We start from the raw sequence: 15,083 nt of genomic DNA on the forward strand, positions 1-15,083 counted from the left end.
GCTGAACGAACTATGAGAGTGCGCTGTGATCCCGGTGTACGGAGTGGGGCGTTCGCCGGACCGCACCGGCACACGCTGCGGCGATCAACACACATCCCAGCGGCACCACCATCGCCGTTGTGAGGGGAATCACCTGAGTGATCCAGCCGATGGCGGCCGGGCCTGCGAGGAATCCCACGTATCCGAGTCCGACGACGCGGGACATGTTGGTGCCCGCGGATCCTGAGCCGAGGTTTCCGGCGGCGGTGAAGATCTGGGGGACTCCACCGGACAGTCCCAGGCCGAACAGCGCCCAACCGAAGATCGTAAGCGGGAGTGCGCCGGACACCAGCACGAGCGCCATTCCGCCGCCGGCGAGCAGTGCGCCGTAGCGGACGACGGCGACGGGCCCCACTCCACCACTGACGCGGTCGGCGGTGAACCGTCCTACGGTCATCATCACCGAGAAGGCACCGAAGGCGAGGGCGGCGACCGAGTCGGAGGTGGCGAGGTGCTCCTTGACTTGCAGTGCGCTCCAGTCGTTGGCGGCGCCTTCGGCGAGCATGAGCACGAACGCGATGCCGCCGAGCCCCAGGACTCGCGCCGACAGTCGTCCGTGTGCCTTCTCGGCGGATCCGTCCGTCTGCGCGGTGCGCGGCCGATCCTGCATGAGCCACCGCGCACTCGCGCCGACGACCGCGATCCCGACACCCCCGGCGACCAGGAGTGCCGCGGCGGGTGTCCAGTCGGCGGCGAGTGTCGCGGCGCCGACGAGCGATCCCGCGACCCCGCCGACGGAGAAGAGAGCGTGGAAGGCGGACATGATGGGCCGCCGATAGCGCTGTTCCACCTCGACGGCCTGCGAGTTCATCGACACGTCGAGGGCCCCGTTGGCGAACCCGAAGACGAGAAGTGTGAGACCCAGCTGCCACGCCTCGGTGGCCAGTCCGGGGCCGATCGTGGCGACCGACAGTGTGAGCCCGGCGGCGATCACGGTCCGCCTGCTTCCGAACCGGTCGGCGAGGGGTCCGGTGAGTTGCATGCCGAAGATGGCGCCGATCGCGAGAAGGAGGAGAAGAGATCCGAGCGTGGAGTGGCTGATGCCGGTACGGTCCTCGATCGCGGGAATGTGCACCACCCACATCCCGAGGAGGAACCCGTTGATTCCGAAGATCGCGAAGATCGCCGCCCGGGCGGATCTGAGCGGTTCGGGTACCCGTGCGCGCTTGTTCACCGCGGGCGGTTGAGAAGTACTCACGGGGCCAACGTACCCAGCCTCACAGTTGTGCGAGCAGCGCTACCGGGTCGTGCAGCATCGCGGCGACGGACGACAGGAACTTCGACCCCTGATCGCCGTCGACGACGCGGTGATCGAAGGACACACTCAGCGTGGTGACCCAGCGGACGGCGAGCTCGCCCTCGTGTACCCACGGCCGCTGGGAGACGCTGCCCAGGCACACGATCGCGGATTCGCCGGGGTTGATGATGGGTGTGCCTGTGTCGACACCGAAGACACCGACGTTGGTGAGCGAGACGGTGCCGCCGGTGAGCTGAGCGGGATCGGCTTTACCGCTACGCGCGATGGCGGTCAGTTCGGTGATCGCCCGGCAGAGTTCGAGCAGGCTCAGCGACTGCGCTTCTCTCACGTGGGGGACGACGAGACCACGCGGAGTGGCCACGGCGATGCCGAGGTCGACGTAGTGCTTGACGACGATCTCCTGGTGCTCTTCGTCCCAGGAGGCGTTGAGATCGGGGTGCTCTCGTAGGGCAACGATCATCGCCTTCGCGGCAATGCTGAGGGGAGTCACCGATAGTCCCTCGAATTCCCGCCGGCCACGGAGATGTTCGAGGAGTTCGACCGAACGCGTGACGTCGACGGTGACGAATTCTGTGACGTGGGGCGCGGTGAACGCACTGCGGACCATGGCTGCGGCCGTCTGCTTCCGCACGCCCCGCACAGGGGTGCGAGTCTCTCGCTCGCTCGGCCCGGCCGCCACGCGCGGTGCGGCGGAACCGGCGTACTCCTCGACGTCGTGCCGGGTGACGGCCCCGGACGGACCCGTGCCCGGGACAACGGTGAGGTCGATCCCGCGCTCGCGTGCTGCCAGCCGGGCGGCCGGCGAGGCGTCGGGACGCACGCGTTCGGGCTGTGCGGTGCCCTCCGGCGTCGCGGCCGCGCGTGGGCGTGCACGCCTGCTCTGGGCGGCGGCCTCTGGTCCGTACCCGACCAGCACTGGAGTCCGCGTAGGTGGCGTGTCCGACGCCGAGTCGGTCGCGATCCTGATGAGCGGTGTGCCCACCGGCACGGTGGCCCCGGCGGGAATCAACAGCTCCTCCACGACACCTGCGTAGGGCGACGGTAGTTCGACCAAGGCTTTGGCAGTCTCGACCTCGGCGATGACTTGATTCAGTTCGACGCTCTGGCCGACCTCGACGGACCACGACACCAACTCGGCCTCGGTCAACCCCTCGCCGAGGTCGGGCAGGCAGAATTCCTGCGCCAACGGACACTCCTCTCCTTCGGGCCTCTCCTTCGGGCGGAGCCGGTCAGGCCGCGAGGCTGCGATCCACGGCGTCGAGCAGGCGATCGGCGTCGGGAAGGTGGTGACGTTCCAGCTTCGCCGGGGGGTAGGGAATGTCGAAACCGCCGACGCGCAGAACCGGGGCCTCGAGCTGGTAGAAGCACCGCTCCGATATCCGGGCGGCCACCTCGGCGCCGAGGCCGAGGAACGTCGATGCCTCGTGTGCCACGACGAGTCGGCCGGTTTTGCGGACCGACCGTTCGACGGTGGGGAAATCGATCGGGGAGAGGGACCGCAGGTCGATCACTTCGAGGGAGTTGCCCTCCTGCTCGGCGATGGCCGCAGCCGACAACGCCGTCGGTACGACGGAACCATAGGTGACTATCGTGGCGTCCGAGCCCTCGCGCAGTACACGCGCGCTGTGCAACGACAGGTCGGGTGCGGCGTCCACATCGAATTCTGCTGTGTCCCAATACCGCCGCTTCGGTTCGAAGAACACCACCGGGTCGTCCGACGCGATCGACTGCTGGATCATGTGGAAGGCGTCACCGGGGTTGCTCGGCGTGACCACCCGCAGTCCGGCGGTATGCGCGAAGTAGGCCTCGGGGGACTCCGAGTGATGTTCGACGGCCCCGATTCCACCGCCGTAGGGAATCCGGATGGTCAGGGGCGCCGTGACCTTTCCCTCCGTGCGGTAGTGAATTTTCGCGACCTGCGAGACGATCTGGTCGAAGGCCGGGTACACGAAGCCGTCGAACTGGATCTCGCACACGGGCCGGTATCCGCGCAGCGCCATACCGAAGGCCGCACCGATGATCCCTGATTCGGCGAGCGGGGTGTCGATCACGCGGTTGTCGCCGAAATCCTTCTGCAGGGTGTCGGTGACCCGGAAGACGCCACCGAGGCGTCCGACGTCCTCACCCATGATCACGACCTTGCGGTCCCGTTCGAGTGCGCGCCGCAGACCCGCTCCCACAGCCGCACCGAGCGACATTCTGGTGGTGCTCATGACAGTGCCTCCTCGGTGTCGGTGACCGCTGCGAGGTACGCGGCGTACTCGGCGCGCTCCTCCTCGAGGAGCGGATGTTCGCTGGCATAGACGTGATCGAACACGCTGAGCGGCGGCGGCGTGGGTGCGCCCACGGCCCCCGACCGGAGTCGCGCGGCGATCTCGTCGGCGGTGGTCCGAACCCGGGTCAGGAACGCCTCGTCGAGCAGGCCTTCCCGGTCGAGCAGGCGGTGCATGCGGTCGATCGGATCGCGGGCCTTCCATTCCGCGGTCTCCGCCGAAGATCGGTACCGCGTGGGGTCGTCGGAGGTCGTGTGGGGACCCATCCGGTAGGTGACGGCTTCGATGAAGGTGGGGCCGCTCCCCTCGCGTGCGCGCTGTGTGGCCTGGCGGGTGACGGCGAGGACGGCGAGGACATCGTTGCCGTCCACCCGGACGGCCGGCATCCCGTAGCCGGCGGCACGCTGGGCGATCGGAACGGGACTCTGCAGGTGCACCGGTTCGCTGATCGCCCATTGATTGTTCTGGCAGAAGAACACGACCGGGGCGTTGAAACTCATCGAGAAGCCCAGTGCCTCGGCGATATCTCCCTGGCTGGTGGCACCGTCACCGAAGTAGGCGATGGTCGCGATCTCGGCACCGTCGAGGTGGGCGCCCATTGCGTATCCGGTGGCGTGCAGTCCTTGAGATCCGACGACGATGGCCGGGTTGGTGACCTTCACCGCGTGTGGATCCCAGCCCGAATGGGCGGTTCCCCGCCACATCCGGGTCATTTCTGCGGGGTCGACGCCGCGGCAATAGGCGACGGCATGCTCGCGGTAGCTGACGAAGGCGTAGTCGTCGGGGCGGAGGGCTCGGGCCGAACCGACCTGCGCTGCCTCCTGGCCGAGCATGGGCGCCCACAGGCCGAGTTCGCCTTGTCGTTGCAGAGCAGTGGCTTCCACGTCGATGCGGCGCGTGACAACCAGATCTTCGTACAGTCCGCGCAATTCGTCCGGACCGATATCGCGCACCAGGTTCGTGTACTCGGGCCGTAGGACCCGTCGGCCGTCCGGCTGTAGGAGCTGGACCGGATAGGCAATCTTGTCGACCATCGGACTCACCTCGCTGTGTCGAGTCCCGGAGACCTTGTGAGTTCGCGGGAGACGTGCGCTGCGTTCAGGACGTGTATGTGTCCTACTTCACAGCATCCACGGGAACGCGAACTGCGCAAGTGGTCGCATTTCGGTAGAGCACATTGCCCAGTCGACGGGCCCGCGGAGGAGTCGTACTGCGTCTTATGACCAGTCCGGACGCCGCCGAAGCTGAACTGTTATGGAGTGGTGATCCGAGGATCCGTCCGGCGTGGAGGTCTCGGACCGAATCCACCTCACCGTTACCGCCGGTGCGTCACGGTTCCCAACGCACCAGGCTCCCGAGCGGTTAGCATCGAGCGCGTGAATGCTGTGGGGTTGAACGAAGATGCCGTCTCCGCGTGGATTGCCGGACTCGGTGTAGGAGCGATCGCACCGCTGAGCTTCGAACGGATCGGAAACGGTCAGTCGAACCTCACGTATGCGGTCAGTGATGCAGGTGGCGGCCGATGGGTGCTTCGGCGTCCGCCGCTCGGAAACCTGCTCGCCTCGGCGCACGACGTGGTCCGGGAACATCGAATCCTGTCCTCGCTGCAGGGCTCGGACGTGCCGGTGCCGAAAATTCTCGGACTCACCGAAGATCCCGAGGTGACCGACGCCCCACTCGTGTTGATGAGTTACGTGGCCGGCGTGGTGATCGACAGCATCGGGGTCGCCAAGAAATTGACACCCGAGCAGAGGCGCGGTGTCGGGCTCGCGATGGCGCGCGCGCTCGCGAAGATTCACGCCGTCGACCTGGCGGACACCGGGCTCGAGGACCTGGCGAGCCACAAGCCCTATGCGGCAAGGCAATTGAAGCGTTGGGCAGACCAGTGGGAAAAGTCCCGTACCCGGGATGTCCCGGAGGTCGAGCAGCTGGCGGACATTCTCCAGCGCAACATGCCCGAGCAGAAGGAACTGTCGCTCGTGCACGGTGACTTCCATTTGAGCAATGTCATCACGTCGCCCGAGGAGGGCGAGGTGCTCGCCGTGGTGGACTGGGAACTCTGCACCCTCGGAGATCCGCTGGCTGACGTCGGTGCACTTCTGGCCTATTGGCCGGAGGCCGGTGACGACGATGCCGGACCCTTCCCTGCTTCCACGCTGGAGGGTTTCCCGACGAGGGCCGAACTCGTGGAGGCGTACACCCAGGAAACCGAGCGCGACGTCACGCACGTGGGTTATTGGCACGTGCTGGCACTGTGGAAACTGGCGATCATCGCCGAAGGCGTCCTGCGCCGGGTGACGGACGATCCACGAAACCAGGCCGAGACAGGTGCGCCCACGGTCAAGCTGATCGACGGCATCATCGCCCGGGCCGTGGCCACGGCGGAGGCCGAGGGCCTGCGCTGAACCGAGGCGCTGCTCAGTGGTGCCGGGCGCTCACTTTGTGCCCGGCACCACCAATAGCTCTGCCGCACTGAGAATGTCGGGTGGGATGGGCACCGGCTTTCGTGTCTTCGCGTCGACGTACACGTGCACGAATCGGCCGAGAGCCGCCAGGTCGAGGGCCTTGTCGCGTTCGTCGAGGGCCTCGCCGCGTTCCCGGAAGATGGCGAGCGCGTACACGATGCTGCGAGTGCCGAGCCGCTCTATCGACAGTCCCACTTGGAGGCGGTCCGGGAAGGTCAGTTCACCGAGGTACTTGCAGGATGTTTCGGCAACGACGCCGATCGCCGGCAACTCCCGGATGTCCGTGCCCGTTTCCGCGATCAGCCAGGCGTTGACCGCGGTGTCGAAGTACGAGTAGTAGGTGACGTTGTTGACGTGCCCGTAGTGGTCGTTGTCTGCCCAGCGGGTGGGTACCGGCCAGAGGACCGGGAAGTCGTCGGCGGTCGGCAAGGCGGGAGCGTCGTCGTGTGTCATCGCCTCGACCTTAAACGTCGGGGTTCCCGTGCCCTGGGCAGGCCCGCCGGGCGTGCCGCGCATCGGGCAGAATCGCGTCCTATGTCCGTACCCGACAGTGACGTGCGTTCGCCTTCTTCGGCCGCCCAGCCGGTCAGTGCGGGAATCGTCACGGCCTTGGTGGGATTCACCAGTTCCTTCGCCGTGGTCCTCACGGGTTTGACCGCGGTCGGCGCGGATTCCGCCGAGGCGGCGTCGGGCCTCCTCATACTGTGTGTGACGCAGGCACTGGGGATGCTGTGGTTGTCGCGGCGTTATCGTATGCCGATCACCCTCGCCTGGTCGACGCCCGGCGCCGCGCTCCTCGCCGGGGCCGGGGCCGTGGGCGGTGGCTGGCCCGCCGCGGTGGGCGCGTTTGCCATCGTGGGTGTTGCGATCCTTCTCACCGGGTTGTGGCCTCGGCTCGGGCGGGTGATCGCCGCAATTCCTTCCGCGTTGGCGCAGGCGATGCTGGCCGGGGTGCTGCTGCCCCTGTGCCTGGCCCCGGTGCTCGCGCTACGGGACGCACCGCTCGCCGTCGCCCCGGTCGTGCTGGTGTGGCTGGTTCTGCAGCGGTATTCCACACGCTGGGCGGTCCCGGCAGCATTCGCCGCCGCGGGTGTGGTGATCGCCGTCAGCCTCGTCGTCGGGAAAGTCGGACTCGATGCCAGCGCCTTGCTGCCGGAGCTGGTGCTGACGACACCGACGTGGTCCTGGCAGGCATTGATCGGGATCGCCGTGCCGCTGTACATCGTGACCATGGCGTCGCAGAACATTCCCGGCACCGCAGTGATGAAGTCCTTCGGATACGAGGTCCCGTGGCGGCCCGCGATGCTGGTGACGGGGATCGGAACCCTGGTGGGGGCACCCGCTGGTGGGCACGCCATCAACCTCGCGGCGATCAGTGCCGCCCTCTCCGCGGCACCCACCGCCCACCCCGACCCCCGGAAACGGTGGCGTGCGGCCTTCACCGCAGGCTGGGCGTATCTGGTCCTCGCGGCCTGCTCGGCGGCTGTGGCCGCGCTCATTGCGGCGGCTCCGGTGGGCGTCGTGGAGACGGTGGCCGGTCTCGCCCTCCTCGCGACTCTGGGTGGTGCGCTCGCGTCCGCGCTCGCCGACATACGCGAACGTGAAGGGGCTGTCGTCACTTTTCTGATCGCGGCGTCCGGGGTCAGCGTCCTCGGAATCGGTTCGGCGTTCTGGGCGCTGATCGCCGGATTGATCGTGCGGACGGCCCTGCACTTCCGGAGATAATGGGGCGATGACGACCATCGAGGTAGTGCAGGGCGACATCACGACGGTGGCGGTAGACGCGATCGTCAATGCGGCCAACTCCGCCCTTCTCGGCGGCGGCGGCGTGGACGGAGCGATCCACCGTGTGGGCGGACCGGACATCCTGGCCGAGTGCAGGAAGTTACGGGCGACGACACTGCCCGACGGACTGCCTGCAGGGGAGGCCGTGGCCACGACGGCGGGGAGATTGCCGGCCCGGTGGGTCATCCACACCGTCGGACCGGTGTACTCGTCTTCCGAGGATCGATCACACCTGCTGCGGGGTGCGTATCTGAGCAGCTTGCGCGTGGCGGCCGACCTCGGCGCGGAATCGGTTGCGTTCCCGCTGATCTCGGCCGGTATCTACGGGTGGCCGGCCGACGACGCCGTCCGTCAGGCCGTCAGTGCAGTGCGCCGATCGGACAGCGGTGTGCCGCGCGTCGTGTTCGTGGCGTTCGACGCGCAGATGGGGGAAAGGCTTCGCGCGGTGGTCGGGTGATCCGCGACCCGCGCCTGTTTCACGACCGCGAATACTCCGACGCCCGCCGGACCTCTTCCGGAGAGGGGCGGACGCCGGTGTAGAGGACGAACTGCTCGGCCGCCTGCAAGGCGATCACCTCGGCGCCGGTGATCACGGTCTTGTGGCGTTCGGCCGCCGCTCTGATCAACGGCGTGGTCGGGGGCATCGCCACCACGTCGAACACCGCATCCGCCGCCTCGATCGCGTCCAGTTCGAACGCCAAAGCGTCCTCCTCGGCACCACCGGCCATCCCGATCGGCGTCGCGTTGATCAGCAGGCCCGGACGAGCGTGACCCAATTCGGATTGCCACGAAAAGCCGTACTGCTTCGCGAGCGCGCCGCCCGTCTCCGCGTTTCGGGCCACCACGGTGACATCGGTGAACCCGAAGTCGCGTACTGCTGCCACCACCGCCTTGGCCATCCCACCGCTGCCTGCGACGGCCACGGACAGCGAGTGTGGAAGTGCGTTCTCCCGCAGCAAGTTTGCCACTGCCTGATAGTCGGTGTTGTAGGCGTGCAGCACGCCGTCCTCGTTGACGATGGTGTTCACCGAATCGATGACCGACGCCGACGAGTGCATGACGTCTACGTGGTCGATCACCTGCTCCTTGAACGGCATCGAGATACCGGCACCGCGGATACCGAGTGCGCGAATCCCGCCGACCGCGGCCGGCAGGTCGGTGGTGGTGAACGCCTTGTAGACGTAATTCAGACCAAGCTCACCGTAGAGATAGTTGTGAAATCTGGTGCCGATGTTGCTCGGTCGACCGGAAAGCGAGATGCAGAGAACGGTGTCTTTGTCGAGCGTGTTCATCAGCGCAATACTAGTGGTGGGCTCCCATCCGCGCGTGTTGCCGGCTCCGAATACCCCGTGACCACAACTAAGGAGCACGGCTGCATGACTACCACGATCGGTGACCGGCCCCACGCCGCACGAGCGCCCGAGCGGCGACGGCATCTGTTCTCCCGTGCACTCGCGGGAGTGATCGCCGCCGGTGTCGTTCTCGCGGTCGGTGAACTCGTGTCGGTGTTGATCGACCAGAACAGCTCGCCCTTCTATGCGGTGGGTTCCACCACGGTCGACCGCAGTCCGGCCTGGGCGCGCGAGTTCGCCATTTCGACGTTCGGAACGAACGACAAGCCGGCGCTCTTCGTGGGGATGACACTGCTGATCGTGTTGCTTGCCGCAGTGGCAGGCATCGTCGAGCGACCGCGCGCCCCCTTCGGTAGTGCCATCCTCGGAATTCTGGGCGCTGTCGGCGTATTTGCCGCCACACAACGCCCGAGCGCCTCGTGGGTCTACGCGGTGCCGACGCTCGCAGGGGTCGCGGCCGGAATCGTCGTACTCCGCATCTTGACGGCGGCGGCGCAGATGCCGGAAGGGGCCGATGGTGCGGATTCGCGGTTGCCCCGCCGAAAGTTTCTGGTGCTCGCGGCCACTGCTGCTGCGGCGGCAGCGGCGGCGGGAGCTGTCGGACGGTATCTGGGTCAGCAGATCGCCGGGGCCATCGACAACCGTCGGAATTTCGCGATTCCCTCGGTCGCGGACAAGGCGTCTCCGATCGCTCTGGGAACCGACATCGGTGTACCGGGCGCCACCCCGTTCGTCACCGCGAACGACGAGTTCTACCGCATCGACACCGCGCTGCGGGTCCCGCGGATGACGACGGACAACTGGGAGCTGCACATCCACGGAATGGTGGACCGGGAACTCACCCTCACGTGGGACGACCTCGTTGCACGGACCCCGGTCGAACGGATTATCACGTTGACGTGCGTGTCCAACGACGTCGGGGGAGTCCTCGCCGGCAACGCCGCCTGGATCGGGTACCCGATCAGGGATCTCCTCGACGAGGTGGGCGTCGGTGCCGAGGCCGACATGCTGCTCTCGACGAGTATCGACGGCTTCACCGCAGGTACCCCGATCGAAGCATTGCGCGACGGGCGCGACGCAATTCTCGCGGTGGCGATGAACGGTGAGCCCTTGCCGTTCGAGCACGGCTACCCCGTGCGCCAGGTGGTGCCCGGTCTCTACGGTTACGTCTCCGCCACCAAATGGGTGGTGGATTGGGAGTTCACCCGCTTCGACGCGGCCGAGGCGTACTGGACGCAGCGGGGGTGGGCCGAGAAGGCGCCGATCAAGACCGCCTCCCGCATCGACGTGCCGGCTCCCTTCGCGCCCTTGGTGCCGGGTCCGGTACTCGTCGCCGGAACCGCCTGGGCGCAGCGCCGAGGAATCGAGGCGGTGCAAGTGCGGGTAGACAACGGCCCATGGGAAAAGGCCACGCTCGCACAGCAATACACCATCGACACCTGGCGTCAATGGACCTGGGAATGGCAGGCGACACCGGGCCTGCACACACTGCAAGTGCGGGCGACAGACCTCAGCGGCAACGTACAGGTCGAGGAACGGACGCCGCCGATTCCAGGCGGCGCCACCGGGTGGCACACACGCTCGTTCACGGTGTCCTGAGGAGCTCACGGGCACCTTTCCGCCACATCGGCGAGTGCCTTCCGGTCGGCGACGGTGACAGGAAGGCCGTACTCGACGGCGACGCTGAGATACTTGCCCGCATAGAAACAGTGATACGCGGGATTCGGCGGAAGCCAGTCGCCCGGAGTTTGGTCTCCCTTGTTCTGGTTGTCGTCGCCGTTGACGGCCAGCAATTCGAACATCACGTCGTTGGCGAACCGGATTCGGCGCTCCAGTGGCCACGTGGACGCACCCATGTCCCAGGCCGCGGCCAACGGGTAGACGTGGTCGATCTGCACGGCCTTGGCGTCGCTGCGGTCGAAGGTGACGAGCTCGCCGGAGTACGGGTCGGCGAGGATTCCGCTCAGCACGACACACTCCTGGGTGCCGTCCCGGAAGGACACCGATCGCAGGTCGGTGGCCAGCACGTTGTTGCGGGTGTCGCATCCGTCGTGCCCCGCTGGAGCGCTCTGGGCGTCTGTCCACGCCGGACCGAAGACGCACTGTTCCTTGCCTGAGCACCCGCGTTGGTACCCACCCGGGTGCGGGCGGGACTCGACCGTCTCGACCTGTGCCAGCAACTGTTCGATGTGCTCGCGCGGCGGACTGCCGGGCGCCGGGCCCGGCCCGCTCAGATCAAGGATCGATACCCCGCAGCCACTGACCGCAAGAGCCCACAGCACGACATACAGAACCCTCATTGCGTCCCCCCGGCGCTCGACGAGTGTCCGAACCGTCGACCCGCAGTATTGCGCGGGTCACCGACACGTCAGGCGAAGGGTAACTGCACGGCGGCGATCGAGGACAGGTGGGCACCGTCGTGCCCGATCACCCACGACCCACCACTCTCTCGGCACTCCGCCAGGACGTCGAGGGTGCGGAGGAGGAAGAAGATGGCTTCGCTGGGGACCGGCGTGATGGCAAGTTGATGCGCCTCACCGTGTTTCATCCCGTCGAGCCAGACGCCGGACTGCCCGTCGAGGCGGATCGTCACGATGTGCGTTGCGTCGACGAAAGCATACTTCCGCTGCTCCCACGGGGTGGTGAGTGCGTATCCCTGCTCGAGAACCTGAATGAGGATGCTCATGGGCCGACTCCGAGTCTCCGGCGTGGCGGGCGGACAAGTTCCAGCATCTCACCTGCGTCCTGCACGACGCCATGGCCGGGCGGCGGAAATGTCGACGCGGCGCTCGACCTCCGGCCGCTCTACCCGGCGCTGCTCGGATCGGCGGTGAACCGGTCGAGGACGGCGCGCGCACATCGCACGACCGTCGAGCGGTCGTAGGAGACGACGTAGTCGAATTCGCGTTCCGCATCTGCCTCTCCGCGGTGAAGATCCACGGCGGAGAGAACGCAACCGAAGTGGGGGCCCAGAACCACGACGTTCCACTCCTCCACCAGCTCGTCGTCCGCCGCGAGGGGAGCCTGATGAATGCCCTCGTCCACCGTGTGACCCATGCCGACGCCGTACACGCCCGCGTAGGCGATCCGGCTCGCCATGTTCTGCCAACGGGTGCGGGTCCGGTCGGTGAAATGCTCGGCGCGCTGGAAGGTTCCCAGCACCAGGGTTTCGGGCCCCGCGGCGGCGGCATGCGTCTCGAGGGTGGTGCTCATGGTCACCAGGAGTCGCTTGAGACTGCGGACAGCGGTGCGCCCGGAGGAGGCGATGGCGTGTGGTGAGCGCGAGTCGTGGTCGGGAGTGTTCCAGGTCGGCGCGGGCGGGAAAGGCTCGACAGTCGCGGAAGCCGGCCACGACGCCGGGGCCGACTCGATGTCCTCGAGATGCTCGCCGACCCCGTACGTCGCTCCCAGGCTGAGCGCACGCCGGCGCTGAACCTCGGTGCCCACTCCGGTGGCGACCACCACGGCGCCGGAACTCTCCACGCGTGCAGCCACCGCATGAGCGGTGCGGGCGATGTCCGAGTCCGGGCGACGCGTGATCATGACGGGCGCGAGGAGGATGATGTCCGGCTCGATCAGCGACAGCAGTGCGATGGCTGCAGGGTGGGTGCCTACCTCGTCCACGGCGATGAGCCTTCCGCGGCCGCGTGCATCTGCGACGGCCCGCAGTGCGCGGGACGGATCGGCAGTGAATATCGCAGCGGTGACCACGACGATCTCTCGGCGCAGGCACTCGGGATCAGCCGCGCGATTCTCCAGGCCGGGGAGGGAGTCGAGGTCGATCGGCACCAGTACGGGAACACCGTCCGCTGCGACCGTACCGGCGACGTCCCAGGTGAGATGGTCGAGCTCGCGCTTCTCGTTCATGGCCCGAGCCACGGTCCGCAGTGCTTCGGGGGTCGCGAGTGGGCCGTCCGCGGGCCCGCGCAGCTGCACCTCGAGAGCGGCCAGCGCCCCATTGTCCAGGCGTCGCACGGCCGCCGTGTGCGGCGAGACCGCCAGTCCGCCCACCTCAGCATGGTCGACGGACCGGTCAGGATTGTCGACGGACTGGTCAGGGGCGAGAACGAACATGCCGCGATTCTCGCATCGGTGCTCGCGCGCCGCAGCAGGGCGCAGAGATCGCCGTTACCGTTGCGTGACTATTCGTTATTGTTTCGTGACTTTGTGGTCGCCGCCGCGACATGAGCGGCGGCAACGATCAGGACAGCGTCGTACGGTTCGATCTCAGTAGAAAAGGTGGCGAACATGAGTGGCTCACCGAAAATCGGGCGTTACCACGATGCTCTCCTCGCTCTCACCCTGGCGACAGATCGACCCGCACGCCTCGTCGAGACGGCGGCAGGTGTAGGTGTGCGCGTCGATCTCACGCTCGGCTGTCACCTCCTGGCGATCGCCACGGCCGACGGCGCCCTGCGGGATGCCGACGCCGATGGTGGCTGGACGGTGCACTTCGTCGGCCGCGGATCGGTCGACGCCGAGGAACCACTCGTCACCGTGCACGGCGACTGGCTCGTCGATGCGGTCGACCAGGTCTTGGCCCGAGTCGGCGCGCTCGACGGCCGTCAGCTGTGCCGCCCGACCCCCAGCCGGTCCGCACGCTGGCCCTCCGCCGCTCGCGAAGCTGTCTGACCGGACGAGCCGAGCGGCGGGCGATTAACCCACCTCGATCACGACCTTGCCCGCGGCGTGGCCGGACTCGACCAGCGCGAGTGCCTCACCCGCCTGCGCGAGAGGGAAGCGGTGGGTGACCCGCGGGTCGAGGACACCGGAGGCCACCAGGGCAGCCAGTTCGGCGAAGACTGCGGTGGTGCGTCGGCGTTCCACGCCCGAACCGCCGAGATCACGGGCAGCGAGCGGGTCGCCGACGCTGACGATCGCGGCCGGAGCTCGGGCGACCCGGGCCGCGTCGGCCAGCGCGTCACCCCCGACCAGGTCGAATACGGCATCGACCGGCTCCGATATCCGCGTCGCCAACCCGGCGCCGGACTCGACCCACTGCGCGCCGAGCGACTCGACCACGTCACGCTTACTCCGGCTCGCGACTCCGAGAACAGTGACGCCCCGGGCAGCCGCCAATTGCAGCGCAGCGACCCCGACGCCGCCGCCGGCACCGATCACGAGTAAACGGCTTCCTGCGGGCAGGTTCAGCGTGGACATCGCGTCGTAGGCGGTGCCTGCTGCCACGGGAAGGGTGGCGGCGTCGGCGAAGGAGACGGACCCGGGCTTGTGTGCCGTCGACGATGCATTCAGCATCGTGTGATCGGCGTACCCGCCGTAACCGGTGGCCGTCGCGCCGAACACGGCATCGCCCACCGCAAAGTCGGCGACCCGAGGACCGACCGCGGTGACCACTCCGGCCACCTCGCGGCCCAGCACCGCCGGAAGCGTGACGGGCACGGTGTCCTTGCGGGTACCTGCCCGCACCTTCCAGTCGGCGGGATTCACCCCGGCCGCGTGCACAGCCACCTGCAGCTGTCCGGGGCCCGGGAACGGGACGGCAACGTCGAAGAACTGCTGGGTTTCGGGGCCACCGTACTCTCGGAAGCCGTATGCGGTGCTCACGCCTCAACTCTTATCACGGACGGCGCGTTCGAGGATCGGGCACGACGAGGCCCGCCGGGCATCCCGGCGGGCTCATTGTCGACAGGTCAGGAGCTGCCGAACAGGCCGCCCAACGATCCTGTGCCGCCCCCGCCGCCACCCTCGCCGCCCATCAAGGGTCCGAGCGCCTCGAGCAGGGCGAGCAAGCCTTCGAGAATCTGTGCAAAGTCCATGTCTTCCTCCGATCACTGCAGTGGTTCCGGCAGCGATCCCTGGTGCGCTTCGGCGCGGACAGCCGCCACCTCGTTCATCGGTCCGGCACCGGCCACGGTTACACGGGAAATGCAGGGACTTCGAATGCTGTCGG

Annotated in this window: 16 protein-coding genes; 5 read left to right on the top strand and 11 right to left on the bottom strand. The window is 67.5% G+C overall.

What is annotated here, in order from left to right; translation table 11 throughout:
- Positions 1-10 precede the first annotated feature (10 nt).
- Genes GFS60_RS10660 through pdhA form a run of 4 tightly spaced genes read right to left on the bottom strand, consistent with a single transcriptional unit; the run spans position 11 to position 4,604 of the window.
- Positions 11-1,237 (bottom strand): MFS transporter, encoded by a 1,227-nt coding sequence (locus GFS60_RS10660; protein WP_159921084.1) that lies wholly within the window; start codon positions 1,235-1,237, stop codon positions 11-13.
- A gap of 19 nt (positions 1,238-1,256) precedes the next feature.
- Complete coding sequence (locus GFS60_RS10665) at positions 1,257-2,483, bottom strand: dihydrolipoamide acetyltransferase family protein (RefSeq protein WP_159921086.1); 1,227 nt, start codon at positions 2,481-2,483, stop codon at positions 1,257-1,259.
- Between the two features lie 43 nt (positions 2,484-2,526).
- Positions 2,527-3,510, bottom strand: a complete 984-nt coding sequence (locus tag GFS60_RS10670) for an alpha-ketoacid dehydrogenase subunit beta (protein WP_159921088.1) — start codon at positions 3,508-3,510, stop codon at positions 2,527-2,529.
- Positions 3,507-4,604: a pyruvate dehydrogenase (acetyl-transferring) E1 component subunit alpha gene (gene pdhA, locus GFS60_RS10675; RefSeq protein WP_159921090.1), complete on the bottom strand. Its 1,098-nt coding sequence runs from the start codon at positions 4,602-4,604 to the stop codon at positions 3,507-3,509. Before pdhA ends, GFS60_RS10670 begins: the two co-directional genes overlap by 4 nt.
- A gap of 342 nt (positions 4,605-4,946) precedes the next feature.
- Between pdhA and GFS60_RS10680 the strand changes: the two genes are divergently transcribed.
- Positions 4,947-5,975: a phosphotransferase family protein gene (locus GFS60_RS10680; protein ID WP_159921092.1), complete on the top strand. Its 1,029-nt coding sequence runs from the start codon at positions 4,947-4,949 to the stop codon at positions 5,973-5,975.
- Positions 5,976-6,005: 30 nt separating this feature from the next.
- Here GFS60_RS10680 and GFS60_RS10685 read toward each other — a convergent pair whose 3' ends face one another.
- The gene (locus tag GFS60_RS10685; RefSeq protein ID WP_159921094.1) at positions 6,006-6,488 is read right to left on the bottom strand and encodes an acyl-CoA thioesterase; all 483 of its coding nucleotides are present in this window, start codon (positions 6,486-6,488) and stop codon (positions 6,006-6,008) included.
- Between the two features lie 81 nt (positions 6,489-6,569).
- On the opposite strand from GFS60_RS10685, the gene GFS60_RS10690 reads away from it, so the two are divergent.
- On the top strand, positions 6,570-7,760 hold the full coding sequence (locus tag GFS60_RS10690) for a benzoate/H(+) symporter BenE family transporter (protein ID WP_159921096.1): 1,191 nt from the start codon (positions 6,570-6,572) through the stop codon (positions 7,758-7,760).
- Between the two features lie 7 nt (positions 7,761-7,767).
- Positions 7,768-8,277 (top strand): O-acetyl-ADP-ribose deacetylase, encoded by a 510-nt coding sequence (locus GFS60_RS10695; protein WP_159921098.1) that lies wholly within the window; start codon positions 7,768-7,770, stop codon positions 8,275-8,277.
- 19 nt (positions 8,278-8,296) lie between these two features.
- Here GFS60_RS10695 and GFS60_RS10700 read toward each other — a convergent pair whose 3' ends face one another.
- Positions 8,297-9,112 carry a shikimate 5-dehydrogenase gene (locus GFS60_RS10700; RefSeq protein ID WP_159921100.1) on the bottom strand — a complete coding sequence of 272 codons (816 nt, stop codon included), beginning with the start codon at positions 9,110-9,112 and terminating at the stop codon, positions 8,297-8,299.
- A gap of 84 nt (positions 9,113-9,196) precedes the next feature.
- Between GFS60_RS10700 and GFS60_RS10705 the strand changes: the two genes are divergently transcribed.
- Positions 9,197-10,771 carry a molybdopterin-dependent oxidoreductase gene (locus GFS60_RS10705; protein WP_159921102.1) on the top strand — a complete coding sequence of 525 codons (1,575 nt, stop codon included), beginning with the start codon at positions 9,197-9,199 and terminating at the stop codon, positions 10,769-10,771.
- A gap of 5 nt (positions 10,772-10,776) precedes the next feature.
- Here the strand turns inward: GFS60_RS10705 and GFS60_RS10710 are convergent, their stop codons facing one another.
- From GFS60_RS10710 to GFS60_RS10720, 3 genes are all read right to left on the bottom strand, one after another.
- Positions 10,777-11,472 carry an HNH endonuclease family protein gene (locus GFS60_RS10710; protein ID WP_159921104.1) on the bottom strand — a complete coding sequence of 232 codons (696 nt, stop codon included), beginning with the start codon at positions 11,470-11,472 and terminating at the stop codon, positions 10,777-10,779.
- Positions 11,473-11,540: 68 nt separating this feature from the next.
- A complete protein-coding gene (locus GFS60_RS10715; protein ID WP_159921106.1) occupies positions 11,541-11,858 on the bottom strand; it encodes a hypothetical protein in 318 nt (105 codons plus the stop codon).
- 119 nt (positions 11,859-11,977) lie between these two features.
- Positions 11,978-13,246, bottom strand: coding sequence for a DICT sensory domain-containing protein (locus tag GFS60_RS10720; RefSeq protein ID WP_159921108.1), 1,269 nt, complete (start codon positions 13,244-13,246; stop codon positions 11,978-11,980).
- A gap of 174 nt (positions 13,247-13,420) precedes the next feature.
- Here GFS60_RS10720 and GFS60_RS10725 point away from each other — a divergent pair, with 174 nt between their 5' ends.
- The gene (locus GFS60_RS10725) at positions 13,421-13,804 is read left to right on the top strand and encodes a hypothetical protein (RefSeq protein WP_159921110.1); all 384 of its coding nucleotides are present in this window, start codon (positions 13,421-13,423) and stop codon (positions 13,802-13,804) included.
- A gap of 24 nt (positions 13,805-13,828) precedes the next feature.
- On the opposite strand, the gene GFS60_RS10730 is transcribed toward GFS60_RS10725, so the two are convergent.
- Together GFS60_RS10730 and GFS60_RS39935 are read right to left on the bottom strand one after the other, a co-directional pair.
- A complete protein-coding gene (locus tag GFS60_RS10730; protein WP_159921112.1) occupies positions 13,829-14,737 on the bottom strand; it encodes an NADP-dependent oxidoreductase in 909 nt (302 codons plus the stop codon).
- A gap of 86 nt (positions 14,738-14,823) precedes the next feature.
- Complete coding sequence (locus tag GFS60_RS39935; protein WP_268962579.1) at positions 14,824-14,949, bottom strand: hypothetical protein; 126 nt, start codon at positions 14,947-14,949, stop codon at positions 14,824-14,826.
- Positions 14,950-15,083 lie beyond the last annotated feature (134 nt).

The organism is Rhodococcus sp. WAY2 (assembly GCF_009859915.1).
Lineage (GTDB): Bacteria > Actinomycetota > Actinomycetes > Mycobacteriales > Mycobacteriaceae > Rhodococcus_F > Rhodococcus_F oxybenzonivorans.

What these genes read in the sequence shown, in the direction of transcription:
- GFS60_RS10685 (WP_159921094.1), bottom strand. Translation starts at nt 6,488, where the DNA reads ATGACACACGACGACGCTCCCGCCTTGCCGACCGCCGACGACTTCCCG.
- GFS60_RS10720 (WP_159921108.1), bottom strand. Translation starts at nt 13,246, where the DNA reads ATGTTCGTTCTCGCCCCTGACCAGTCCGTCGACAATCCTGACCGGTCC.
- GFS60_RS10715 (WP_159921106.1), bottom strand. Translation starts at nt 11,858, where the DNA reads ATGAGCATCCTCATTCAGGTTCTCGAGCAGGGATACGCACTCACCACC.
- GFS60_RS10695 (WP_159921098.1), top strand. Translation starts at nt 7,768, where the DNA reads ATGACGACCATCGAGGTAGTGCAGGGCGACATCACGACGGTGGCGGTA.
- GFS60_RS39935 (WP_268962579.1), bottom strand. Translation starts at nt 14,949, where the DNA reads ATGGACTTTGCACAGATTCTCGAAGGCTTGCTCGCCCTGCTCGAGGCG.
- GFS60_RS10700 (WP_159921100.1), bottom strand. Translation starts at nt 9,112, where the DNA reads ATGAACACGCTCGACAAAGACACCGTTCTCTGCATCTCGCTTTCCGGT.
- GFS60_RS10670 (WP_159921088.1), bottom strand. Translation starts at nt 3,510, where the DNA reads ATGAGCACCACCAGAATGTCGCTCGGTGCGGCTGTGGGAGCGGGTCTG.
- GFS60_RS10690 (WP_159921096.1), top strand. Translation starts at nt 6,570, where the DNA reads ATGTCCGTACCCGACAGTGACGTGCGTTCGCCTTCTTCGGCCGCCCAG.
- GFS60_RS10725 (WP_159921110.1), top strand. Translation starts at nt 13,421, where the DNA reads ATGAGTGGCTCACCGAAAATCGGGCGTTACCACGATGCTCTCCTCGCT.
- GFS60_RS10710 (WP_159921104.1), bottom strand. Translation starts at nt 11,472, where the DNA reads ATGAGGGTTCTGTATGTCGTGCTGTGGGCTCTTGCGGTCAGTGGCTGC.
- GFS60_RS10705 (WP_159921102.1), top strand. Translation starts at nt 9,197, where the DNA reads ATGACTACCACGATCGGTGACCGGCCCCACGCCGCACGAGCGCCCGAG.
- pdhA (WP_159921090.1), bottom strand. Translation starts at nt 4,604, where the DNA reads ATGGTCGACAAGATTGCCTATCCGGTCCAGCTCCTACAGCCGGACGGC.